Genomic DNA, 24,077 nt, shown 5'->3' with positions numbered 1-24,077 from the left:
GATATGGCGGTAACGGCGCTACATGCAGCAGCCTCTGGCATGCGGGCCCTTGACGAGAAGCTCAACGTGGTGGCCAACAATCTGGCCAACATCAACACGGTGGGCTTCAAACGCTCGCGGGTCAATTTCGAGGACCTGTTGTATCAGGTCAAACGCGAGCCGGGCGTGCTCAACGCACAGGATGAGCCGGTTCCGCACGGCATTCTCGTGGGAACCGGAGTGGCGGTATCGGGCACACAGCTCAATTTCGCACCAGGCTCCGTGGACCCCACCGATCGGCCTCTGGACTGGCTGATCGAGGGCGACGGGTTCTTTCAGGTGCTCACGATCCACGACGGTAACGAGATCACCGCGTACACGCGAGCCGGCGACTTCGCCCGAAATGCTGAAGGCAACGTCGTGCTGGGCAGCAGCAGCGGACCGGTCCTGGACCCCCCCATCTCGATTCCCGATGACGCCCTCGAAGTCGTCGTCGGCGGCAACGGCGAGGTCCGCGTCCGCCAGCAGGGAACCTCGACGCTCAACGCGATCGGGCAGATTGAGCTCGCCCGCTTTGTCAACCCCGAGGGCCTCAAACAGATCGGGCGGAATCTGTACATCGAAACGGACGCCTCCGGCACACCCCTCACGGGAACGCCGCAGACGGACGGACTGGGAACCGTACGTCAGGGGCAATTGGAACTGAGTAACGTCGACCCCGTGCGGGAACTGATCGACCTGATCACCACACAGCGGGCATTCGAACTGAACAGTCAGTCGATCCAGAGCGCTGACCAATCGCTCCAGATCGTGTCGAACCTTCGCCGGGCGTAGACGGCGCGTTGACAGGATGAATTGAGGGCTTGCGGGAGAAGCGGATTCTCCCGCCGCAAACGGAGCAGGACGCTCGTATGACGTGCAAGGATTGCCATTCTCACACCGGCAGACGCGTGCAGGGAGGCACGCCGAACCGGTGGGCTGGCGCAGCGATCGCATACACCGCGGTGATACTCGCTGCGGCACCGGCTCGGGCCGGGTCCATTCGCTTGTGGTCCGAGGCAGTCGTGGTCGACGATTCGGTTCGGCTCATCGACATGGCGGATTTGCAGGGATTGGATCGCGACGAGGCTGAGAAATTGAGCAACATCCATATCGCCCAGGCCCCGCCCGCGGGGGGTTCACGGATCATCGCACTTGACGCGGTTCGTGCCGCCCTGTCCAAATCCGGTGCCAACTTGGCGACACTAACCTTGAATGGAGCAACGCGCTGCACCGTCCGACGCCCCACGACGGGCGCAAGGCAGGCCGACTCCGGCCGGGAGTCCGCGAAGACCCGTCTCCCGGACGCCGGCTCGGGCGAAGCCGGAGCCACCGGACGGCAAGTTGAATCCGACGCCCGGACACTGCGACAGGCCGTTAAGCAGCACCTGACTGACGAACTCGGTCGATACGGCGGATCGATCGATGTGGTCTTTGATCGCGCCTCCGACCAGGTGCTCGATCTGACCAGCCCTCCCTTCGGATTTCAGATTCGTCGCCGCGGCGGCTCGCCGCTGGGACTGACCCCCCTGGAGATCGACGTTACCAACGACGGGCGGATCGTGCAGACCGTGCCCCTTGTCACGCAAGTCACCTTGCGCCGCGAATTCGTCTCGGCGGCGAAGGCCATTAATCAGGGTGCAACCGTACAGACGTCCGACCTGACCGTTTCGGAAGTCATTGTCGATCGGCTCGACGCGCCGTGGACGGACGACCCCGCCACGGTCGTCGGGCAGCGCGCTAAGCGGTTCATCCCCCAGGGAACGCTGCTTACCGCGGACCAGTTTGAGCCGGTCCCGTTGGTTCGTCGGGGAGAGCTCGTCACGTTGGAGTGTGTTTCCGGGGCGGTGACGATCGTCACCAGCGGAAGGGCGGAAGCGGATGGGCTCCTCGGCGAGAGCGTCCCGGTACGCGCCGCGGATGCGCGCCGCGTGCAATACGACGCGGTTGTAACCGGTCCGGGCGTGGTGCGCATCGGCGAATCGGCAGGATCTTCGACCCGTTTGGCATCCACGGAGAGGAATGCACCGTGAATCATCGCCGGCCCGCCCGAATCCCTTACGCGGCGCTCACGCTGGTCCTGACGGCGAGCGGCGCCGTGGCGCAGACATCATCCATTGGCGTGCGGGATCGGCAGGCCAAAGCCCAGGAACCCCCGCCCGTCACGCCCCGCGAAGCGCAGGCCGTGGCCCGGAATCCCGTCTATGACAAGTATTCGTGGACGACCTCGCCGGTGAAGCCGCCGAAGACGTATCGCCCCGGTGACCTGCTCACCATCATCGTTCGCCAGCAGCGTAGCTTTGAGGCGGAGTCAGACCTCAAGACGGACAAGAAGTGGGACGTGCGCAGCGAACTCGAGATGTTTCCGCAGCTCATCGGCGGACAGGTCGGCGCAGCCGTTTTCGATCGCGGCAAGCCCAACGTCGACTACCAGTTCAAGAACAAGCTCGACAGCAAGGGCGACACCAAGCGCGAGGACACGTTCACGACCCGGCTGACGGCCAAGATTCTGGATATCAAGCCGAACGGAACCCTCGTTCTGGAGGGACGGGCACGCGTGCAGCATGACGAGGAGATCAGCGAGATCACCATCGTGGGAACCTGCCGCAAGGATGACGTTACGGCAGACAACACGGTGCTGAGCACGCAGATCGCCGACCTTCAGATTGTCGTGCAAAACGAAGGCGCGCTTCGTTCGGCGTCCCAGCGCGGCTGGATTCCGAAGCTGATCGATCTGCTGCGGCCGATTTAGGCGAAGGAATCGAACGTTGAATGTGCGAGTGAATTGATTCAACAGGAATCGCGAATAAGGCCATGCTGAATCGAATCGTTATCCTGCTTGTCGCCTTGATGCCGTCCGGGGCACTTGGGCAGATCCCCACGGTGCGCGTCGGCGACGTGACCCACCTTCAGGGTCAGGGCACGAACGTCTTGATCGCCATGGGTCTGGTGACCGGACTTAACGGCACCGGCGATGGTGGCAAGTATCGCCCCGCGATGGACCAGCTTCGTACACTGCTGGCCGGGTTCGGCACCGACGTCCCGTCACTCGATGACCTCGCCGCCGCCAAAAACGTCGCTGTCGTATCGGTCGAAGTGACCATTCCCGAACACGGGGCACGCGAGGGAGAACTGCTCGACGTGTATGTCACGGCCCATGGCGCCAAGAGCCTCGCCGGCGGGAGATTGATCCCCACTCCACTGGTTTATCATGACAAGAACGTGCAGGGGCTCTTCGGATTCGCGTCGGGCATGATCGAGGTCTCGGACGATCTCCCCACGGCCGGTCGCATCCGCAACGGGGCGCGCATGGAGCAGGATGTTCTGACCAACGTGCTCGCCCGGGGCAGCGAACTCTTCGCCGCCGGATTCCGCCATCCATGGATCGAGACGGGAAAGCACTACATCACGCTGGTGCTCGATGACGCCCACGCGGGTTGGTCGCTGGCCGCGGCGATCGCTCAGGCGGTAGACAAGGAGCTGAGCATCTCCGCAGACGTGGATCGCGTCGCCCTGGCGCTGGACAGCAAGAACATCGTCGTGCTCGTCCCGGACCACCAGTTGGGTGACCCGGCCTCGTGGATCCGCGACGTCGAACGAACGCCGCTTCTGATGGAAAGCAATGAAGCCCGCGTCACGATCAACCGCCAGACGGGAACAATCGTGGTCACGGGAGACACGCGTTTGTCACCCATCATCATCTCGCAGCGCGGCATGACGGTAACCGTGGCGAACCCCGGTCCGGACGGCATCGTACCCATTCCGGAATTCGAGCGTCACGACTTCGTCCCCATGGATGTGGAAGCACAGCGGCTGCCCAACGTTCGCGACCTGCTGGAAGCGCTCAATCGACTCAAGGTGCCGTTCGAGGATCGTGTGGCGATTCTGGAAGAAATCCACCGGGCGGGAAAGCTCCACGCTCGAATTCTGTACGAAGGCTAGTCATGGAGATTCAGAGCAGCCAACCTCCCTTCGAGCTGATTCGAAGTGCCAAGCCGGCGCCGGACAAGCTGCGCCAACTCAGCGGCGAAATCGTCGGTTCGGTGTTCTACGGAAAGCTGCTCAAGACGATGCGGGAGAGCCCGCTCAAGGGGAAATACGGCCACGGCGGGCGCGGCGAGGAGGTCTTCTCCGCACAGCTTCACGAAATGTTGGCGGAACGCGCCGGCGCCGCCCAGGCGGACGGACTGGCCGATGCGCTCTACCGCCACCTGGCTGGAAAGACCGGCCGACTGCAGGCAGAAAGCGCCGCCTCGATGCAGGAGACAATCCATGCGTGAGTCAAACGCAAGTAATGGATCCAGTCCGATTCCGGAACTGCTCGGCACGCTGACACGACTCGAGCGGGCCCACGAACGTCTGGGCATGCTCATTGACCGCCACCTCCAGGCAGTACGAAAGGCCGACCTGAACACGATGCGCGCGACGCAGGAAGAAGCCCGCGAATTGGCAGAGTCAATCACCCAACACGATCAGGCGCGCCAACGGCAAATGGACTCCATAGCCCGATCGCACGGACTTGCGGTTCTCAGGAACAAACGAATCTCGCTTTCCGAATTGGCTGATCTTCTCGATGGCAACGATGCGCGGGCGCTTCGCACTGCCCGCGATCGACTTCGCAGTGTCGGCGGCGTAACCGCCCGCTTGCAGCGCGTCGCCACGGTGACGACGCGCGACCTGCTCGGCCATCTGAGCGCGGTGCTCTCATCCGTGCGACCCGCGGCGGCCAGAGTGGATACCTACGGGCAGTCTGGTGCCGTTGCCGCGGGTAGCGCGCCGCAGCTTGTGGACGCCTTGGGATAACGATCATGGGACTGCTCAACTCAGCCTTGCACGTCGGCAGCAGCGCGATCCTGACCTATCAGAACGCGCTGCAACTGGTGGGCAACAACATCAGCAACGCCGGCAACGAGGACTACACGCGGGTAACCCCTGATCTCGCCGCCTTGCAGGGTCAGGCGCTCCAGGGTGATCTGCACCCCGGCGCGGGCGTGGCCATGAGTGGGATCCAGCGCAACATCGATGAAGCCCTGGAGGGTCGCGTCCGTCTGGCGATCGGAGCCCAGGAATCTGTGACAGAGCAGCGCGGCGCACTATCGCGCGTCGAGTCGCTCTTCAATCAATTGGGTGGGACGGACGTCGCCTCCCGCCTCGCGGATTTCTTCAGCAATTTCGACGAAGTACGCAATCTGCCGGAGGACTCCGCCGTACGCGACCTTGCATTGACCAGCGCCCGGCAACTGGCCGAGTCGCTACGGAGCACGCGCAGCGAGCTCGTCCAGCTCGCCTCCGACTTCGACGAAGGAATTTCCGACCTCGTGACCAGCGCCAACTCGCTGGCCGAGAAAGTCGCCGAGCTCAACGAGGAGATCACCCGCGTCGAAGCGGGCAATGGCCAGGCCACGGCGCTTCGCGACCAGCGCGACGGGTTGCTCCGCGAGCTTGGCCGGCTGTTCGACGTAACCGTCCGCGAGCAGCCCAACGGAGCCATCAACGTCTACGTCGGCAGCGAGGCTCTCGTACAGGGCCGCTCCGTGCGGGAGTTGATCGCCGTACCCCGAACCGACGGCGAGACGACACGCACTGCGGTTCGCTTCGCGGACACCAACGCCGACGTGGATATTCGGGGTGGCAGACTTGCCGGGCTCATTGCCGCGCGAGACACGCACGCGCTCGGGCGAATCGCGGCGCTGGACGAACTGGCCCGAGCGGTAATTGGCGAGGTCAACGCCATTCACGCCGACGGGCAGGGATTGACGGGCTATCGCGCCGTCACCGGATCGTTCGATGTGCTGGCGACGAACGCCGCACTCGACAGCACCGCCGCCGGGCTGAACTTCCCGCCGACCTCGGGCAGCTTCTACGTCACCGTTCTCGACGACGCGACTTCGACTCCGGCCTCCTATCGTATCGACGTTCAGCTCGAAGGGAACGACACCGACACGACCCTGGAATCGCTCGTCGATTCGATCAACACCGAAGTCGACGGCGTGACCGCCTCGATCACGCCGGACCGCCGATTGCGACTGGTCGCTGACCAGGACCGCAGCTTCGTGTTCGGGTTCGATGGAAGCACCGCCCGAGCGGACACCTCCGGCGTGCTCGCCGCGCTGGGCGTCAATACGCTGTTCACCGGTTCGGACGCCACGAACATCGGCGTCAACGCATCGCTGCTGGAAGACCCGCGCCGACTGGGATCGGCGTCGGCCTTCCTGCCCGGCGACGGCACGACCGCCGGACGCATCGCGGCACTGGATACCACTGCTTCGCAGCGTCTCAGTGGCCAGACGCTCCTGGAATACTACAACGCCGTCGCCAATGACGTCGCGGTGTCGTCAGCGGCCGCGCAGGATGCCCAGGATGCCACGGGCACCGTGCTCAACTCCCTGCAATCGCAGCGGGAGAGCATCAGCGGTGTGAACCTCGACGAGGAAGCCATTGCCCTCGTCAAGTATCAGCGGGCGTTTCAGGGCGCATCGAGATTCGTAAGTGTTGTCGATCAGCTCATCAGCGAGCTGGTCTCGTTGATTCGCTAGCAGATAGGAGCGCGCGGGAGAACCCCGTCAGGAAGTCGTCGAAAGAACAGGTGAGCCACCATGGCCGTCGGACCCATCAATGTGACTCGATTGAGCAGCAACCTGCGGGCGGATTTCGTCATTCAGGCCTTGCGACAGAACCAGCTCGCCGTGTTCAACGAGCAGGCACGAATCGCCACCGGTCGGCAGTTCGCCTCGGCGGGCGATGATCCCGTCGCCGCTTCCCGCGCTGTCGATCTCTCCCAGGCACTCACCCGCAGCGACCAGTTCCTCACCAACCTGCGGCACGCGGACAACACGCTGGCCGCCGCCGACAGCGCCATGACCGAGGTCAACAGCCTGCTCATCGAGGCCCAGACTATTGCCAGCGACAACGTCAGCAATCTGACCAGCCGCGCAGAGCGTGAGTCGGTCGCCGATCTGATCGCCGGCATCCGGCGACAACTCCAGGACGTTGGCAATCGAGAATTCAACGGGCGGTTCTTATTCGCCGGCCGTGACACGACGCAGCGTCCGTTTGTCGATGCACTCGGCGGAATCGCCTATATCGGCGACACCGGCGACATCACCGTCCGCGTCGGCGAGGATGCCGATGCCTCGATCAACGTTCCTGGAAACATACTGTTCGATGCCCTCTCGGCTCGGATCGCCTCGGACGCCGACCTTACGCCGAACCTCACCGAGAATACGCGTCTCGACGAGCTCGGCGGAGCGACCGGCGCCGGCATCCGGACCGGCACACTCGTGTTCAATGAGCAAGGCGGCGCTGGCGTCTTTCGCGTCGACCTGGCTTCGGCCGATACGATTGGCGACATCGTCCAGCGGATCAACGATGCCGCCACGCAGGCCGGCGCCTCGGTCACGGCTTCGCTCGGTGACGAAGGCCTCGTCCTCACGCCGGGCAACTCGCCTGTCTCCGTAACCGACACAAGCACGGGACTTGTGGCCGCGCAGTTGGGAATCCTCACGCCAACCCCCTCGGGCACGGAAATTACCGGTGCGGCCTTGGGCGTTCGCATCACCCCGCTGACCTCCGTGGCGGATCTGGCCCGAGGCGCGGGCATCGATCTCGATTCCGGCCTCGTCATCACCAACGGGCTCAAGACAGTCACCGTCGACCTGAGCCAGGCTGAGACCGTCCAGGACATCCTCAACAGGATCAACAACGCCGGCGTGTTCGTGCTCGCCCGCATCAATGAAAGCGGCACGGCCATCAACATCTTCAACCAGGTCTCGGGCACGACGCTCAGCGTCGGCGAGAACGATGGCACCACTGCCGCCGACCTCGGCCTGCGTACCTTCAATGCCGCCACGACGCTTGACAGCCTGAACTTCGGGAAAGGTGTCACCCGCATCGAAGGTCAGGACGATTTCCGCATCACCGCCCGCGACGGCTCGACCATCGACGTGAACCTCGACGGTGCAGACACCATCGGCGATGTAATCCAGCGGATCAACGATGCCGCCCAGACCGCCGGCGTGAACATCACCGCGGAGCTCACGACGGTCGGCAATGGAATTGCCCTTCAGGATGCCACCGGCGGAACCGGCGACCTCCAGGTCAGCCTGCTGAACCAGTCAGCGGCGGCGCTCGATCTCGGCATCCTCGGCACGGTCACCGGTCCCGACCCCACCCTCGTCGGCGAGGATCGCGCCCTGGTCCGCACGGAAGGGGCCTTGGGCGCACTGGTGGAACTCGAAAACGCCCTGCGCGGGGATGACACGACGGGTATCACCCGCGCCGCCCAGCGACTCGAACGCTTTTCCAAGGAAGTGACGCGGGTACACGGAATCGTGGGGGCCCGCTCGCAGGCGATGCGCGATCGCTTCACGCAGATGGAAGACGCGGCTTCGGCCACGAAGGTCTTCCTCTCCGAAGTCCAGGACCTGGATTACGCCGAGGCGATCACGAAACTGCAATCGGCCGGCACGCAGCTTCAGGCGAGTCTCTCGACCAGCTCGCTCCTGCTGAACGTGTCGCTACTGGATTACCTGGGATGATCTTTCCGCACGGCGGCGAAGGTCATCATGAGACGGCTCAGAGCACGCGACATCCCCGTGGCCGGGAGTCGGCGGCTCGCAGAAAACGGACCGTAGTGGAGTGACGGAGCGGACGGACGTGTTTCGTTCGCGCGTCACCAAACCGGGACTCCCGAGCCCAATCGGAGGTCCGGCGCGGCGACGCCCGTTTCAGGAGAACAGGCCACGGGAGCGACGCGATGATCTTGCAGACATCACGTTTCGGGCAACTGGAGGTTGACGAACGACGGCTGATCGAATTCCCCGAGGGCATTCTGGGCTTTCCGCTTCAGAAGCGCTACGCCCTGGTGCAAACCGGGGAGGGAAGCGGGTTCTACTGGCTGCAGTCGGTGGACACCCCCGACCTGGCGTTTGTGGTCTGCGATCCGCGTCTTTTCGTGGCCGACTACCAGGTTCCGGTAAAGCTGGATGACCTCCAATCTATCGGACTTTCCGACCCGGGACGGGCCCAGGTGTTTGTCATCGTCAACAAGGTGAATGAGCTGTTGACCGGTAACTTCCAGGGTCCCGTAGTCGTCAACGTGGAAACGCGCCAGGCGCGTCAACTGGTCTTGAGTGACAAGCGGTATTCGACGCGTCACCCGCTCATGCGGCTCCCCAAGCCGATGGCGGTCAGCAAGTCCGCCTGAGATTCAGGTGGTCGGCACGGTACAAGCAGGCCTAGAATCGCCCGGAGTGGGAAACAGGCTTGCCACATCAGTGCCGCTGCAACCGACACTCGGTGGTTCGATTCGCAGGCGGTCGCCGGAAGCCGGATAGCTCGGCGGTCGCGCGGTATGCATCCCGCCCTTCGCGGGATGAGCTGCAACGGACGAACCACGCATCGGCATGGCAAGGAAGGAGCCGACTATGTTGGTGCTATCACGACAACGCGACGAGACGATCATGATTGGCGACGACGTGGAGATTACCGTCGTCGATATCCGCGGAGACAAGGTGCGGTTGGGAATCACCGCCCCGCGGCATATACAGGTGCATCGTAAGGAAGTTTACGAAGCCATTAAACGGGAGAATCAACAGGCGGCCCAGCTGCGCGTCGACGACGTCAGTCGGGCGGTCAACGGCGAGAACGGAAACGGCGCCGAACCGCGCATCGAACCGACCCGACCCAAGACCGACCCGAACCAGAAGTCCTGACCCAACGCAAGGAACGCGTGGAAAAGCCGGACTCTTCGACATTCAGAATCCGATGACACAGAATTGTCATCGGGGGTAATCAAGGAGGATTGCTCATGTCCCGGATCAACAGTAACGTACCGTCCCTCGTCGCCCAGCGGCACTTGCAGGATTCTCAGCACGCCCTGAGGCTTTCTCTGGAACGACTGTCCAGCGGACTCAAGATCAACCGCGGAGCGGACAACCCCGCCGGTTTGATCGTCTCCGAACGGCTCCGCTCGGAGATCTCTTCGGTCAACCAGGCCATTCGAAACTCCAGCCGCGCGATCAACGTCATCGCCACCACGGAAGGCGCCCTCGACGAGGTCGCCTCCCTGCTCACCGACATCAAGGCCCTGGTTATCGAGGCCGCCAACACCGGCGCCTTTTCCGATGACGAGATCAAGGCCAATCAGCTCCAGATCGACTTGTCCATCGATTCGATCACCCGCATCGCCAACACGACCAATTTCGCCGGACGAAAGCTGCTCAACGGGGAACTCGACTACGTCCTCAGCAGCGTGGACTCCACCCAACTGTCCGACGTGCAGGTACTCGGCGCCCGGTTCGGGACACGTTCCTTCGTGCCCGTAAATGTCAACGTCAGCCAGTCCGCCCAGCAGGCCCAGCTCACCTTCCCGTCGCCCGGCGTGGGCGCCAGTGGGGCCACGGTAACCTTGGCCGGACCCGACGGCATCATCACCCTCAGCTTCCCTGCCAGCCAGGCCAGCAACGAGATCGCTGACGCCATCAACGCCCGCACCGACGACACCGGCGTATTCGCCTCCGCCACAGGCGTCGGAGGATCCGCGGGACTGGTCATTCAGTCGCTCCAGTATGGAAGCAACGCCTTCGTGAGCGTCACCGCCCTGCCCAATAGCGCCGCTTTCGACGTTCAGGACCGCCAGGGCGGCGTCGTCACGCACACGGTCGGACGCGACGCGGAAGCCACCATCAACGGTGTCGCCACGACCTCTGACGGCCTCAAGCTCGGCGTCAGTGACAACACGCTTGCCGTTCAATTGGTCCTCGCCGAGGAATTTGGCAACGGGACCCTGCCGCTGGGCACGAGTTCCTTCGAGGTCACCGGCGGCGGCGCCCTCTTCCAGCTCGGGCCCGAGGTCAGCACGGTGCTGCAGGAGAACATCGCCGTCCGCAGCATGCAGGCCAATCGCCTCGGCAATGCGCTGGTGGGATACCTCGCCGATTTGAAGGACGGCCAGCGTTATGCACTGAACACCGGCAACCTCAAGGAGGCGTCGGACGTCATTGATGAAGTGATCACGCAGGTCGCCGTGCTTCGCGGTCGACTGGGCTCGTTCGAGCGCAATACGCTCCAGCCCAACATCAACCAGTTGCAGATCACGGCCGAAAACCTGACGTCGTCGCAGTCGGTCATTCGCGATACCGACTTCGCCGAGGAGACTTCCGAGCTCACGCGGGCACAAATTCTGGTTCAGGCGGGCAACAGCATTCTGGCCATCGCCAATGCCCAGTCCCAGAACGTGCTCCAATTGCTCGGCGGGTAAACACGGCTGACGTAACCGGGTGGCGGGTCGGACCCGCCGCCCGCGCGGGAAAGCGAGGTCTCGCGGTCCGGAGGCTGTCCTCCTTCCCGAACAACTTGTACCGGCCGGTGGGTGCGCCACCAGCGCAGCGCCCTGCCGGCCGGTTCCGTGCGCACCGCGGCGATCTGTCTCGCGCTCGCTGTTCGAGAAGCTCCCCAAGGGATATACTCCCCTTTACGAGAGTCGAGTTACTCCGCTACATGAGTGACATTGATATGACAGAGCTGACGATTGTTGCGCGATTCAACACCGCATGCAGGATCGTAATGGCATACTTGGCCCGGCGCGGCGGGGTGGGCGTGCTCTCGGTTCTGTCAGTCGCGGCGCTTTCGTCCGGCTGCGAGCGCAATCCGACCCCGAATACGCCCACTGGCGCAAAACCCGCATCAGCCTCGACCGCGTCCAGCAAGCCTGCGAATGCGCCGCGTGTGATCTTCCCGGAGGCGCTCCACTGCCCGGACGAGTCCGTGAACCACTTTGTGCTCGAAGCCATGCGCACGACGACGCAGGGCGACTACGACAATTACCGCCTGCTTTGGTCGGCCTTTGAAAAACCGATTTCACGACGGGAGTACGAAGAGGGCTGGTCGGCCGTTCAGGCCGTCAAGCTTCGCGCGCTCGAAAAAGTCAAAGTGGCTGGTCTGCCGAACCCGGAAAAAACCGGCAACGAGCTTGTGACGGTCTACTTGTTGGCCGCGGACGTTTCCATCGATCCCAACCACCGCCTGGCACGGCGCACTTCTCCCGAGCGCGACGTGATCCTGATGCTGATCTCCGAGAAAGGCCAATGGCGCCTGGCCGAACCACCTCCGCGCTTGAAGACGTGGTTGCGCGATCGCATCCAGCAGGATACGCCGCAGGCACCAGCCAGCGATCTGGCGAACGCAATCCGCGCCCAGACGCCGGACGAATAGGGCCGACACACGCAGCGCAGCCGCCCATTCGAACTCGCCGATCCACGGCAGGAATAACGACCTTTCTCGCTACGAATTCCATCGGCAAGAAGCCGTTTTTCTCTTGATTTCCGCTGAAAGATCGTGTATAGTAAAAGCGCAAGAGGTCGGTAGACCTCGTTCCGAACCAAGGTTCGGAACAGTAATTCTCTCGAAGCCTCGGGTGTGCCGCGCTGTTGCTGCGGTGTCGAGGCTTCTTTTATGCGCTCATGTCGCGAATTGCGCCGCAGTGTCAAGAACTTGGCACTGCAATTCACTGCGCCCGGGGCAATGCAAGTTCAGCGCCCAACGCCGCCCGCCACGGCGCTACATGTACATGCCGCCGTTGACGTTGATGACCTGTCCGGTCACGAACGAAGCCTTGGGATCGGCCAGGAACACCGCCGCGATCGCCACTTCGTCCGGCGTGCCCAGCCGGCCCACGGGCGTGAGCTCGCGAACGAACTCCAGTGCCTTCTCCGGTACCGCCGCCGTCATGTCCGTCTCGATGAATCCGGGGGCAATGGCGTTGACCGTGACACCCTTGGACGCGACCTCCCGCGCCAACGTCTTCGTGAACGCGATCAATCCCCCCTTCGCCACGGCATAGTTCGACTGCCCGAAGTTGCCCATCTGCGCGACGATCGACGATATGTTGATCACCCGCCCCCAGCCCGCCTTGGCCATCTCCGGAAGAATCCGTCCCGTCAAGTTGAACGGACCGTGCAGGTTAACCATGAGCACTTCCTCCCAGTGCTCCCGGCTCAGCTTGAGAAACGACCGGTCTCGTGTAATCCCCGCGTTATTGACCAGGACCTGGATCGGTCCGAGGTGGGCCTCGGCCTTGTCGACCATGGCGTCACACTGGGCCGAATCGGAAACATCCGCTCGAAGGGCAATCGCCCGGCGCCCCAGCTTGCGCACTTCTTCCGCGACACCCTCGGCAGCGGACTCACTGGAAACGTAGTTAACCACGACATCGCTCCCGGCCTCGGCCAGCGCCAAGGCTATGGCCCGTCCGATACCCCGAGACGATCCTGAAACCAGACTGACCTTGCCCGAAAGCATGACGCTCTCCTTTGTGGATGCCGCTAGAGAGGCGCAGATGTGCAGCAGCCGACCGCCTCTCCGATCGAACGGACGAGGGAATCGTGCGGCATGCGCAGGAGGCTGTCAATCAAAACAGCGCGATCCGATTTGTGCAAACGCGAAAACGGCAAGCTGATTTGCACGCGAATCGACGGTGGTCGCTTGTACGTGGCTGGTCTACGCCGACGGATGCCAGCCCGCATCCGCCCAGAGCCGACCGCTTACGGCCGAGTTCTTCAGCATGAAGCACACCGCGGAAGCGATCTCGTCCGGTCGGATCAAGCGCCGAAGCTGCGTGTGCGGAAGGATCTTGTCGCGAATCAGATCTTCTCCCAGCGCCTGAACCATCGCCGTGTCGGTGTAACCCGGGTGGATCATCGAGCAACGCACGCCGTGAAACACCGCTTCCGTGGCCAGTGTCGCCTGCGCGCCCTCCAGCCCGGCCTTGGACGTCGCATAGGAAATCTGGCCCCGGTTGCCCGCCGACGAGACCGAACCGATGAGGACAATGGCGCCCTGCATCGTCTCCTCCGGCACCCAGCGCCCCAGCCCGCGCCGCGCCCGGTCCATCGCCACCGAGGCAATCATTCGCATGGCCCAGTAGATCGGTGCGGTCAGGTTGATCTCGATGACACGGCGAAAGTCTTCCTCGCTGTAAATGTCCGGCTTGATGGTGCCGTTGTCCTGACGCACCTTCACGCTGAGGCGATCGCGCGTGATGCCGGCCGCGGGTACGCACAACGTCACCGGACCCAATCGCTGCTCCAGATCCGTATAGACATGCTCGCGGAAATCGGCGTGGGTCGTGTCTCCCCGATAGGGAAGCAATACATCCCGGCCGAACCCCGCATTCATCTCGGCGCAGACCGCCCCGACATTATCCGAAATGTCGACGACGCCAACCGCCTTGACGTGCTCCTCGGCAAGCTTCCGGCAGACCGCCCGTCCGATGCCGCTCGCCCCACCCGTGATAACCGCGATTCGATCTTTCAATTCCATGCGATGATTCCAGCTTGTTTCGCCCGGGACCGCGACTACGCCATCGGCTCCGATCGCTGAGCGAGCCAGTCCTTCACGCGCGGCCAGAGCTCTCGGTTGGCCTTGGACCCCACCGCCATCCCGATGTGCCCCGCCGGGAACGTGATCGTCTCCTTGTCCGCCGAACCCACGGCGGCGCAGAACGGCTGGCTCTGCCCGCAGGGGACGAGGTGATCGTGCTGGGCGGTGAGATTCAGCACCGGGCATGTAATGTTCCGCAGATCGACCGTCCGTCCGCCGATCCGCAGGCGTCCCTGGATCAACTGGTTCTCCTGCATGCACCGCTTGACGAACTGCCGGAACATCTCCCCGGCCACGGGAATGTTGTCATTCAGCCAGGTCTCCATGGCGAAGAAGTCCTCCAGGAACTTCTCGTTCTCCATGTTCTCGTAGAATCGTACGTATTTCTCTACGAGATTCGAAACGGGCTTGAGCAGGAGGAAAGACCCTTGGAGCATATCCGCGGGGGCGTTGCCGCAGACGTCGATGAGCCGGTCCACGTCGAATACCGAAGGATCAACCCACCGGCCGAGCAGATGGTCCGTGTTCGACCAGTCCACCGGCGCCGCCAGCAGAATCAGGTTCGCGATCTTCTCGGGATGAAGTGCCGTATACATGGCACTCATCGAACCACCCATACAATAGCCGAGGATGCTCACCTTATCGCTGCCGGTGCGCTCGCGAACGTGGTTCACGACGTCATCGAGGTACCCCTCGACGTATTCCCTCATCCCCAGGTGACGGTCCGCGCTCGTGGGGATGCCCCAATCGACGTTGTAGCAATCGAACCCGCCTTGGACGAAATGCTCGACCACGCTTTTCCCGGCCCCAAGATCGAGGATGTACGGCCGGTTGACCAGAGCGAAGACGAAGATCAGCGGCGTCCCATGGACCTGCTCGACGGCTTGCTCGTATTGCATCAGGCGAACGCGGTCAAACTGATAGACCGGTTCGCTCGGCGTGACCCCCTTCCGCACCTTGCGAGCGACCTCCAGCACCTTGGGCATCGCCGCGACCTTGCGGAACGCATCTTCCCAGAACCGCTGCACATCAGCCGGATGGGGGAACCAGGGCATATTCGGGGCGGCCGCCGTCGTCATTTCTTGGTCCTCCGCGACGAACCGCCGGAGGATGTCGCGGCGGCGGGCGGTTGACCCGCCCGCCGCTCTAGCGCTTCCACCCGCTGCGACAACGACTCCAGCTGATCCAGGACGCGTCCCTGAAAGCCACGGAGCACGTCCATGATCGCATCCGTATCCTGCCGTGACGGCATCTGCCCTTCGCCAAGGGCCTTGGTCATGAACTCGTTCATCTGCTGGCGGAACGCCAGGGCATTGTCCATCGAGCGCTTCATCATCTCCATGAACTGGTCCGAGCGCATGAACTCTTCGCAGTACTTCGCCCACGCGTCGAAAAACGACTGCCGCATCTGCTTGAGAAATTCCTCCGGCGGCGGGGGTGGAGGCGATGCCGGGGCCATGCCCGGCATGGTCGATGCTGCGGACGTCATTCGGGACATCATGTCCGTCCAGAACTTCGTGAACATGTCCGCCGGCTGCTGTGATGATCCGCTCATGGTTTCCCTTTATGGCTGATGGTTCTCGCCTGTTGTCGTCATGCCACGCGCTCGATCGCGATGGCGCTCGATTCTCCGCCGCCAATGCACAGACAGGCGATGCCCAGCTTCTTGTTCTGCCGCTCCAGCGCCCGCGCCAGCGTCGAAATCAATCGCGCGCCGGTCGCTCCGATCGGATGCCCGATCGAAACCGCCCCGCCCGCAACGTTCACCTTCGCCGGATCGAGCTTGAGCTCGCGGATCGCCACCACGCTCACAACGGCGAATGCCTCGTTGATCTCATATAGATCCACGTCACCGGGCTTGACCTTGATCTTCTCACACAGCTTCCGGATGGCATGGATCGGCGCGATCGTGAACCAGTCCGATTCCATCGCCACGTTGGCATGCCCGATGATTCGGGCTTCGGGCTTGATTCCCAGGGCTTTCATCTTCTCTTCGCCCACAACGATCATCGCGGCCGCACCGTCGCTGATGCTCGATGCATTGCCCGCCGTGATCGTGCTCTCCGGTCCGAACGCAGGTGCCAGCGAGCGCAGCTTGTCGGCCCCCTGGTACTTGCTCATGCCCTCGTCGCGCTCTACGACGGTCGTAGCTTTCTTGATCTTGATCTCTGCCGGAACCACGATGTCCTTGTAGAAGCCCTCGTCCCACGCCTTGATGGCCCGCTCGAAGCTGGAGACGGCGAAGTCATCCTGATCCTTGCGCGTAATGTCGTACTTGGTCGCGCACTGATCCCCGCAGGTCCCCATGTGCCGATTGGTGTACACGTCCCACAGGCCGTCGTTGATCATCGCGTCGACCAGCGTGCCGTTGCCCATGCGATACCCCGTCCGCGCCTTGGGGAGAAGGTACGGCGCGTTGCTCATGCTTTCCGTACCGCCCGCGACCATCAGCTCGGCATCGCCGCACTCAATAGCCTGTGCCGCGTGAATGACCGCACGCATCGCTGACCCGCAAACCTTGCTGATCGTCGTGGCGCCGACCGACGTGTCCAGCCCGGCGGCCAGCGTGCATTGCCGGGCGATGTTCTGGCCCAGTCCGGCGCCGATCACATTGCCCATCATCACTTCATCAACATGCTTGCCGTCGACCCCGGCTCGCTTCAGTGCACCCCGGATCGCCAGCGCTCCAAGCTCCGCTGCCGACAATCCGCTCATCGACCCGCCAAACGACCCGAATGGCGTCCGCACGCCACCGGCAATGTAAACGTTCTTCACCATGGCTCACCTCGCTCCAGGGTAGGAAGGAAGGCCCACTCGCCGCGGCCGCATGGGCGGACCGATCGGCCGACACGAGCCGAAAATAGAGCGCGCGGACTTCGCGCCTCCGGCGAACCGGGCGAGCAATAGCTGTGCCAGCGAGGACGTCTTGCTCTGAAACACGACACAGAACCTCTCGGCCTTGATCTACTCGCTTCCCGACCCGCTGCAGCATGTCGCCGACCGGCACCAATTCGTCCAGTTCTCGGAGACCGCCTGGCCGGCCTTCGTGTAGGCGTCCATCGTGCTGCGGAACGAGGTCGCGCTGGCGTCCGCCAGTTGGCGCTGCTCTTCCACGAAGTCCTTCTCGCCGAACTTACCGATGGTCTCGCACGTGCGGCGATGGACGTTCATGTTCGCCTGGAACGCCTCATTGGTCGCATCGAGCCAGATGCCCAGGTTTCGCCCGACCATTGGGAACCACTGCTTCATGAAGCCCTCGCCATTAAAGGAGAACTTCTTCTGCGATTCCCCATTCAGGCCCGAGCCAACCGCATCGAACCACGACTCCTGCATGCGCCGACCCGCCTCGTACGTCGTCCGCGCCGTCTCCGCCACCGAATCAAACATCCGCTTCATCGTCTCCTGCGATTCCGCCACCATCACATCATCTCCTTAGATTTGTCTTTTTTTCCACCGACCCTGACTTGCACTCGTGACGAAGGAACCCGCCACAACGAACACAGTATATTGTTTTGTGCAACTGCGTCAAGAAATATCGTGCAATTGCAGCATGAACCTTAAACGATTATAAATGCTTTATATAAAACACTTTGCAACGTTTCAAATGATCACTCGTTGACATTCGAGCGCATTCGCACTATGCTCGCTTTCCACATTCGGGCTAGGATTGCAACATGACTGAAGAAGCTTCCAAGTCTCAACTCCTACAGATCAAGAAATATCCGAATCGGCGGTATTACGACACGACCCGCAGTTGTCATGTAACACTTCACGAGGTCTACGACCTGGTCCGGGCGGGACACGACGTTTGTATTACGGACTCGCGTACCAACCAGGACATTACCAGCCTGGTTCTCCTCCAGGTCCTTTTGGACCGCGATCCTCCGAAGCTTGACCTTTTTCCGTCTGCCTTGATCCACCAGGCGATCCGCGCCAACCTGCCAGTACTGCAAAGCACGATCGAGCAGTTCTTTGGACCGTTCATGACCGTTCTGGCCACTTCGCAAAAGCAGTTCGACGTATACCTCCGCCAGGCGATCAGCGGCGCTGCGGTAAACCCGGCAGAATGGGCAGGGCGGATGATGTCCCTCTTCGCAACGACACCAGCCGCGTCGAACAATGGAAAGAAGGAAGAAACAACCTCGACTAGCGGCTCGGAAAGCGAAGCGGACACGTACGCTCAGGAACTCGCCGAGCTGCGCCGCCAGTTGAACGAGCTTACCAAACGGGTTGGCGGATTGGGAAACCCCCAACGCCCCGAGAGCGGCAACCCAGCCTGAGGCAACATCGGGCCAGTCCAGCTTCCATCCGGCGAGCTTTTTTCTTTATTTGCTGTCCGAATTGCAATGCGGAATCGACCGGCACCAACTACAATTCCTGTTGAGTGCGATGAGTTCCTCCGCGTCGCGACGTACGATTCTCTGGTTTCGCCGAGACTTGCGGCTGGCGGATCATCCTGCGCTGCTCGCGGCAACCCAAAACGACGCTGTTATCATTCCGACGTTCATCTGGTCACCCGATGAAGGCGGCGCCTGGAAGCCGGGCGCTGCCGGAAAATGGTGGCTCCATCAATCACTGGCCGCGCTTGACAACGCCCTTCGCGACCTCGGTTCACGACTGATTGTCCGCCGCGGCAACGCGCTGGAGGAGCTGCGCCGGCTCGCCGCGGAGACCAAAGCACAGGCGATCTACTGGAGCCGGCAATACGAGCCGACGGCCGCAAAGCGGGACAGCAAGATCGAAAAGGAACTGCGCGAAGATGGCCTCGAAGTGCATACCTTCAACGGTGCGCTACTTTTTGAGCCGTGGGAGATTGCCAATGCCGAAGGCGAACCTTACCAGGTATTCACCGCGTACTGGCGTAACTGTTCGAAGCAGTTGAGACGGCAAGCACCGTCAGGCGCACCACGGAAGCTACAAGCCCCGGGTCGTTGGCCGGAAAGCGTCGAACTCGAGGCGCTTCAATTGGAGCCTTCCGTCGACTGGGTCGGCGGGCTTCGGGAAAACTGGACGCCGGGCGAGGGAGGCGCCAGGGCGCAGCTGGAGCGTTTCCTGGATCGATCGCTTGGACATTACGCCGATCAGCGCAACCGACCTGATGTCGAAGGGACGTCCCGACTTTCACCGCACCTTCATCTCGGGGAGATCAGCCCCGGGCAGATTCTCCATGCCATGGATCAGAACCCTGATTCCGACGGCCGCGAGATGCCGGCGTCGCGGCGGAGCTTCCTGTCGGAGCTCGGCTGGCGGGAGTTCGCCCACCATCTTCTCCATCATTTCCCGCATACGGTGGACCAGCCGCTGCGCGACCAATTCGCCGCGTTTCCCTGGAAGGACGATTCGAAACTCCTCCGCGCCTGGCAGAAGGGAAGGACCGGCTATCCGATCGTCGACGCCGGGATGCGGGAACTATGGACCACCGGCTGGATGCACAATCGCGTGCGGATGGTCGCAGCTTCGTTTCTGGTCAAGGACCTGCTGATCCCATGGCAACGGGGCGCGGAGTGGTTCTGGGACACGCTTGTCGATGCCGACCTCGCCAATAACACGCTTGGCTGGCAATGGACCGCCGGATGCGGGGCCGACGCTGCCCCCTACTTCCGCATCTTCAACCCGGTTTCCCAAGGCCAGAAGTTTGATCCACTCTGCGATTATGTTCGCAAGTGGGTCCCGGAACTGCGGGAACTGCCCGATCGGTACGTCCACGCACCCTGGGAGGCTCCGGACAGTGTCCTGGCCGAAGCAGGGGTAAAATTGGGACAGCAATATCCCGAGCCTATCGTCGACCACGCCGAGGCCCGAAACCGGGCCCTGGCGGCCTACGAGAAGATCAAGAAGAAGTCGCAATGATCCGGCCGCGGCGCGCCCGGTGGACTAACCCGGCAACGCGCACGAGCCACCGTGCTTGGCATGGTAATCCTGGTGGTATTGCTCGGCCTCGTAGAAGGGACCGGCCGGCTCGACCTGCGTCACGATTTTCTTCCCCTTGAAGCGATCGGACTTGGAAAGCTCCTCGATGTACGCTCGAGCCTTGCGCGCCTGATCCTCATCCACGGTGAAAATCGCGGAGCGATACTGCTCGCCCACGTCCGGACCCTGGCGGTTGAGCTGCGTCGGATTGTGGAATTTGAAGAACCACTCGAGCAGCTCGCGATACGAAACGCGGTTGGCGTCATAGGTCACGCGCACCGTTTCCGCATGTCCCGTCGTGCCGGTGCAGACTTCTTTGTACGAGGGGTCCTTCGTCTGACCACCCTGGTAGCCCGATACGGCGTCGAGCACGCCCGGAACCTGCTGGAACTGATCCTCAATTCCCCAGAAACAGCCGCCGGCGAAGTAAGCCGTCTTCTTGTCGACAGGAAGTGACCCTTCCGGCATATCTTTGCCCTCCTTGACGAAATCCAACGCGGCAGAATTCATGCAATAGCGCTGTCCCGTGGGCGCCGGTCCGTCTTCGAACACGTGACCCAGGTGACCGCCGCAGCGGGCGCAGACGATCTCCGTCCGAACCATGCCGTGGCTGGTATCCCGCACTTCCCTCACATGATCGGGATCAATGGGCTTGAAGAAGCTCGGCCAGCCCGTGCCGGACTCAAACTTCGTATCGCTGGCATAGAGGGGAAGTCCACAGAGCTTGCAGACGTACATCCCCGTGTCCTTGTTCTTCACCAGGCCGCCGGTGAACGCGGGCTCGGTGCAATCGCGCAACAGAATATCCTTCTCCTGCTCGTTCAGCTTCTGACTCAGTTTCTCAACTTCACTCTTGCTGAGCGGCGTGACGTCGTAACCGCTGCGCGAGATTTTGGCCTGGGTCGGCTTGGCGTTCTCACCCGCCCCCGGCGTTCCCGCGTAGCTCTCCCCCGCCTTGCTGCGCGGTCCGGTCATCCGAAGCAGGACGACAGATCCAACGATCGCCATGATGAGCAGTAAACCAACTCCCTCAAACGACTTCATCTCGATGCTCCCGTCGTATTCGAAACCTCTTTCAGATTTCGGCCAATGCACATTGCCGTCTTGGATGCAATCTCCGCGGCGTACGTTGCACAAGCGCCGTTCTCCAGAGATTATAGGGCCGGCAACGGAATTTCCCTGTTCGCGACCGAACAAGGATACGAAACAGCAATGTAACGGCGCCCCGCCGGCGCGGGTACGCAAGGGAAAAGGCAGAGACGCCGCGGCGCGCTCGAACTAGCTTTGCCGCGCGAACCGGATGCTGCGCCCGCCGTAGGTCAGAGATCCTCCGGCCGCCCGTTCGTTTTCCCGGGCAAATCTGAAACGCACGCTGGGAGCTCCGACCGGATGGAATGTGTCCGGGGAGATCTGTACGAGGCTCCTTGCGATCCCACCCTCTCCCTTAACGACCAGACCGCGCTTGCCGTGCTGTACTTCAAAGACCGCACCACCCGCATCGACGAAGGCGTATCGACCGAGAACGAGCTGCCGGGCATCATCCGGAATCTCGGCAACGGGGTCATCGGCAAGACCAATTTCTTCCAAGTAACCACGCACAGACGCCGCTGCCTCTCCTCCGACCCTGGCATGATGAGCCAGGGTGAGTCCATGTGGTCCCGTGGTCTGGCGCAACTCCGGACGCGATTCAATCATCGCGCGAACCACGGCCAGATCCCCGAGCATGGCAAACGTGAAGATGGTGGGACGCGCTCCCTTGTCGATCAGGTACGCGGCGATGTCGCGATTGCCCGTATGGGAGGCGGCCTCGATCGGCGATTCCCAGTCTCCAAAGCCCCAGTCCCAACGGCACTTGGCCAACTCGGGCATGCGGTCGACCAATTCCCGAAGGCGCTCAAATCGCCCGTGGGCAACCGTCACGGCCTCCCGTACCAGGGCAATTGGTTGCTGCGGAAAGCCGTCGAGAAGCTCCACGGCATCGCCTGACGCATGTTCAGTCGCAGGTTGGGCATGCGCATGGTCAGGCAAGCCCCACAAACTGAGCCCGACGGTCGAGCCCGCGCTCAAGGCAAGGAACATCCGGCGATCGACATCGGGCGTCAACATGGCTTCTCCTCGGGTTGTCTAGATTTTCGATTCCGGCCCTGGATCACAGCGTACCGAGATCATCTGACCAACGCACGCTGCGACGACAGGAAAACAACTGGACGTGGGGAGATTACTCCTTCAATCCTGTCGATTCCTGTCGCAACCGCGGCGCATCCATCGGGGAGCCGCGAAAACGCCGTCATTTCGCGCCGCCCACGACCAGCCCTACGCCGACCGTTGCGAAGGCAACGGCCACCGCCTTCCTCCGCGTGAATGGTTCATGCAGGATGAACGTGGCCAGAATCAGGGCAAAGGCCACGGAGGTCTGGTTCAAAATGGCGGCAATCGCCGCCTGGGTGTGCTTGAAGCCCCCGATCCAGAAGACCATTGCGAGGTAGGTTCCGAAGAATGCCGCCGGTGCGGAGGTCCACCAGACACGTGACGGTCTGAACACCGACCAGTAGCGCTTCCGCTTGGGCGACGCGAGCACGATCAGCGCCAGCGCGGCCGTGCCAGCGGATAGTCGAAGCAGCGCCGCCCAGATCAGCGGATATCCCACGACGACCAGCACCGGCCGGGCGAGGACGATGCCGTAGGCCATGAGGGCAATGGAGACCGCTCCAAACAGGAAGCCGCTGAGCAACTCCCCGCGCGTGCGATTCCGCGGCGGCTCGTGGCGCGACGAAACGAACAGTCCGGAAAGAACGAAAATCGCCCCGGCGATCTGCAGACCAGTCATGGACTCCGAGAGCATCAAGAAGGCGAAAAGAACGACGAGCGGGGAATAAAGGCACTCGATGACCGTGACAAGCCCCACGCCGACCATGTTCAAGGCATAGAGAAAGGCGGTGTCGGCCAGGGCGATGCCGAGAAAACCGCTGATGACCATGATGGCGTGGTCTTCCCAATGAAACGTGCGGATGACGTCAGCGCTGTCACCGGTAATGATCAGCGTGAGTGCCAGCAGAACCATGGCCACTACGTTCTTGTAGAGGTTGAGCGCAAGCGGAGGGACGTGTTCGCCGGAAAGGCGAAACAGCACCAAGCTGATCGACCAGGTCAAGGCCGCCCCCAATGCGTATAGTTGCCCGACAAGGTCTGCCGACATCCCGCTCATGTCCGCACTATACCGATGCCGAAATCAACTTGCACGAACGGACCGAAACGGGGGGCACTGTCAGGGAATTTGTCCGTTGCGGGCGATTCCGCTATGAATGCCGCGCAAGCCATGTTGGGTTGGTCCGCCGGGAAGGAGTCCGTCGCATGAAGCACGTTGTCGCACTGTTCGTCGCCCTCGTTCTGAACGCCGCCGCCAATCTGCTGATGAAGATTGGAACACAGCCGATACAGCAGTCGGGTGGATTGCTTCGTGATGGATTCGGCGGAGCGATCCGGCAAGTCCTTACCAGTCCGTGGCTCGTGATCGGGCTGCTATGCTTCGGCCTCAACGCCGCGTTCTACATGTACGCCCTCCAGAGCCGGATGCTCAAGATCAGCCTGGCTTATCCCATCATGACCGGCGGAGGATTTGCGCTAATCGCTCTGGCGGCGCGGTTCCACCCCCTGTTGCGGGAGCGGCTCAACGTGCCCCAGCTTGTCGGCATCGCCTTGATATTCGCCGGAATTATCCTGATCACCACGCAAATGGGCGCGGCCGACGCGTAAATGCCGAAACGTCGGCT

The 24,077-nt window shown here is 62.3% G+C and carries 23 protein-coding genes and 1 pseudogene; 15 read left to right on the top strand and 9 right to left on the bottom strand.

Features of this window, described 5'->3' with window-relative positions:
* Positions 1-3 precede the first annotated feature (3 nt).
* The 12 genes from flgG (at position 4) to J5J06_08180 (ending at position 12,231) form a co-directional block, all read left to right on the top strand.
* The gene (gene flgG, locus J5J06_08235) at positions 4-813 is read left to right on the top strand and encodes a flagellar basal-body rod protein FlgG (GenBank protein MCO6437061.1); all 810 of its coding nucleotides are present in this window, start codon (positions 4-6) and stop codon (positions 811-813) included.
* Positions 814-1,043: 230 nt separating this feature from the next.
* Positions 1,044-2,051 carry a flagellar basal body P-ring formation protein FlgA gene (gene flgA / locus J5J06_08230; GenBank protein ID MCO6437060.1) on the top strand — a complete coding sequence of 336 codons (1,008 nt, stop codon included), beginning with the start codon at positions 1,044-1,046 and terminating at the stop codon, positions 2,049-2,051.
* Positions 2,048-2,770 (top strand): flagellar basal body L-ring protein FlgH, encoded by a 723-nt coding sequence (locus J5J06_08225; protein ID MCO6437059.1) that lies wholly within the window; start codon positions 2,048-2,050, stop codon positions 2,768-2,770. The genes flgA and J5J06_08225 overlap by 4 nt, the downstream gene beginning before the upstream one ends.
* A gap of 62 nt (positions 2,771-2,832) precedes the next feature.
* Entirely contained in the window at positions 2,833-3,960 is a 1,128-nt protein-coding gene (locus J5J06_08220; protein ID MCO6437058.1) for a flagellar basal body P-ring protein FlgI, read from the top strand.
* Positions 3,961-3,962: 2 nt separating this feature from the next.
* Entirely contained in the window at positions 3,963-4,298 is a 336-nt protein-coding gene (locus tag J5J06_08215) for a hypothetical protein (protein MCO6437057.1), read from the top strand.
* Positions 4,291-4,821, top strand: a complete 531-nt coding sequence (gene flgN / locus J5J06_08210; protein MCO6437056.1) for a flagellar export chaperone FlgN — start codon at positions 4,291-4,293, stop codon at positions 4,819-4,821. Before J5J06_08215 ends, flgN begins: the two co-directional genes overlap by 8 nt.
* A gap of 5 nt (positions 4,822-4,826) precedes the next feature.
* Positions 4,827-6,554 (top strand): flagellar hook-associated protein FlgK, encoded by a 1,728-nt coding sequence (gene flgK / locus J5J06_08205; protein MCO6437055.1) that lies wholly within the window; start codon positions 4,827-4,829, stop codon positions 6,552-6,554.
* A gap of 60 nt (positions 6,555-6,614) precedes the next feature.
* Positions 6,615-8,555 (top strand): flagellar hook-associated protein FlgL, encoded by a 1,941-nt coding sequence (flgL, locus tag J5J06_08200; GenBank protein ID MCO6437054.1) that lies wholly within the window; start codon positions 6,615-6,617, stop codon positions 8,553-8,555.
* Between the two features lie 218 nt (positions 8,556-8,773).
* Positions 8,774-9,223: a flagellar assembly protein FliW gene (locus J5J06_08195; protein ID MCO6437053.1), complete on the top strand. Its 450-nt coding sequence runs from the start codon at positions 8,774-8,776 to the stop codon at positions 9,221-9,223.
* A 220-nt stretch (positions 9,224-9,443) separates the two neighbouring features.
* Positions 9,444-9,731 carry a carbon storage regulator CsrA gene (gene csrA / locus J5J06_08190; GenBank protein ID MCO6437052.1) on the top strand — a complete coding sequence of 96 codons (288 nt, stop codon included), beginning with the start codon at positions 9,444-9,446 and terminating at the stop codon, positions 9,729-9,731.
* Between the two features lie 95 nt (positions 9,732-9,826).
* Complete coding sequence (locus J5J06_08185; GenBank protein MCO6437051.1) at positions 9,827-11,278, top strand: flagellin; 1,452 nt, start codon at positions 9,827-9,829, stop codon at positions 11,276-11,278.
* A gap of 239 nt (positions 11,279-11,517) precedes the next feature.
* A complete protein-coding gene (locus J5J06_08180) occupies positions 11,518-12,231 on the top strand; it encodes a hypothetical protein (GenBank protein MCO6437050.1) in 714 nt (237 codons plus the stop codon).
* A 345-nt stretch (positions 12,232-12,576) separates the two neighbouring features.
* Here J5J06_08180 and fabG read toward each other — a convergent pair whose 3' ends face one another.
* The 6 genes from fabG to J5J06_08150 all read right to left on the bottom strand — a co-directional run bounded on the left by fabG (position 12,577) and on the right by J5J06_08150 (position 17,817).
* Positions 12,577-13,317: a 3-oxoacyl-[acyl-carrier-protein] reductase gene (gene fabG / locus J5J06_08175; protein ID MCO6437049.1), complete on the bottom strand. Its 741-nt coding sequence runs from the start codon at positions 13,315-13,317 to the stop codon at positions 12,577-12,579.
* 198 nt (positions 13,318-13,515) lie between these two features.
* Positions 13,516-14,337: an SDR family NAD(P)-dependent oxidoreductase gene (locus J5J06_08170; protein ID MCO6437048.1), complete on the bottom strand. Its 822-nt coding sequence runs from the start codon at positions 14,335-14,337 to the stop codon at positions 13,516-13,518.
* A 35-nt stretch (positions 14,338-14,372) separates the two neighbouring features.
* Positions 14,373-15,476, bottom strand: coding sequence for a class III poly(R)-hydroxyalkanoic acid synthase subunit PhaC (gene phaC, locus J5J06_08165; GenBank protein MCO6437047.1), 1,104 nt, complete (start codon positions 15,474-15,476; stop codon positions 14,373-14,375).
* Positions 15,473-15,952 (bottom strand): hypothetical protein, encoded by a 480-nt coding sequence (locus J5J06_08160; protein ID MCO6437046.1) that lies wholly within the window; start codon positions 15,950-15,952, stop codon positions 15,473-15,475. Before J5J06_08160 ends, phaC begins: the two co-directional genes overlap by 4 nt.
* A gap of 38 nt (positions 15,953-15,990) precedes the next feature.
* The gene (locus J5J06_08155) at positions 15,991-17,175 is read right to left on the bottom strand and encodes a thiolase family protein (GenBank protein MCO6437045.1); all 1,185 of its coding nucleotides are present in this window, start codon (positions 17,173-17,175) and stop codon (positions 15,991-15,993) included.
* 186 nt (positions 17,176-17,361) lie between these two features.
* Entirely contained in the window at positions 17,362-17,817 is a 456-nt protein-coding gene (locus J5J06_08150) for a hypothetical protein (GenBank protein ID MCO6437044.1), read from the bottom strand.
* Between the two features lie 254 nt (positions 17,818-18,071).
* Here J5J06_08150 and J5J06_08145 point away from each other — a divergent pair, with 254 nt between their 5' ends.
* Together J5J06_08145 and J5J06_08140 are read left to right on the top strand one after the other, a co-directional pair.
* A complete protein-coding gene (locus tag J5J06_08145) occupies positions 18,072-18,677 on the top strand; it encodes a hypothetical protein (GenBank protein ID MCO6437043.1) in 606 nt (201 codons plus the stop codon).
* A 109-nt stretch (positions 18,678-18,786) separates the two neighbouring features.
* A complete protein-coding gene (locus J5J06_08140) occupies positions 18,787-20,247 on the top strand; it encodes a deoxyribodipyrimidine photo-lyase (GenBank protein ID MCO6437042.1) in 1,461 nt (486 codons plus the stop codon).
* A 24-nt stretch (positions 20,248-20,271) separates the two neighbouring features.
* On the opposite strand, the gene J5J06_08135 is transcribed toward J5J06_08140, so the two are convergent.
* The 3 genes and pseudogenes from J5J06_08135 to J5J06_08125 form a co-directional block, all read right to left on the bottom strand.
* Positions 20,272-21,282 carry a bifunctional methionine sulfoxide reductase B/A protein gene (locus J5J06_08135; GenBank protein ID MCO6437041.1) on the bottom strand — a complete coding sequence of 337 codons (1,011 nt, stop codon included), beginning with the start codon at positions 21,280-21,282 and terminating at the stop codon, positions 20,272-20,274.
* 630 nt (positions 21,283-21,912) lie between these two features.
* Positions 21,913-22,248 (bottom strand): annotated as a pseudogene (locus J5J06_08130) (ankyrin repeat domain-containing protein).
* Positions 22,249-22,594: 346 nt separating this feature from the next.
* Positions 22,595-23,503, bottom strand: coding sequence for a DMT family transporter (locus J5J06_08125; protein MCO6437040.1), 909 nt, complete (start codon positions 23,501-23,503; stop codon positions 22,595-22,597).
* Between the two features lie 155 nt (positions 23,504-23,658).
* On the opposite strand from J5J06_08125, the gene J5J06_08120 reads away from it, so the two are divergent.
* Positions 23,659-24,060, top strand: coding sequence for a small multidrug resistance protein (locus J5J06_08120; GenBank protein ID MCO6437039.1), 402 nt, complete (start codon positions 23,659-23,661; stop codon positions 24,058-24,060).
* Positions 24,061-24,077 lie beyond the last annotated feature (17 nt).

The organism is Phycisphaerae bacterium (assembly GCA_024102815.1).
GTDB lineage: Bacteria > Planctomycetota > Phycisphaerae > UBA1845 > UBA1845 > JAGFJJ01.
This window is presented reverse-complemented; position numbering and strand designations above follow the sequence as displayed.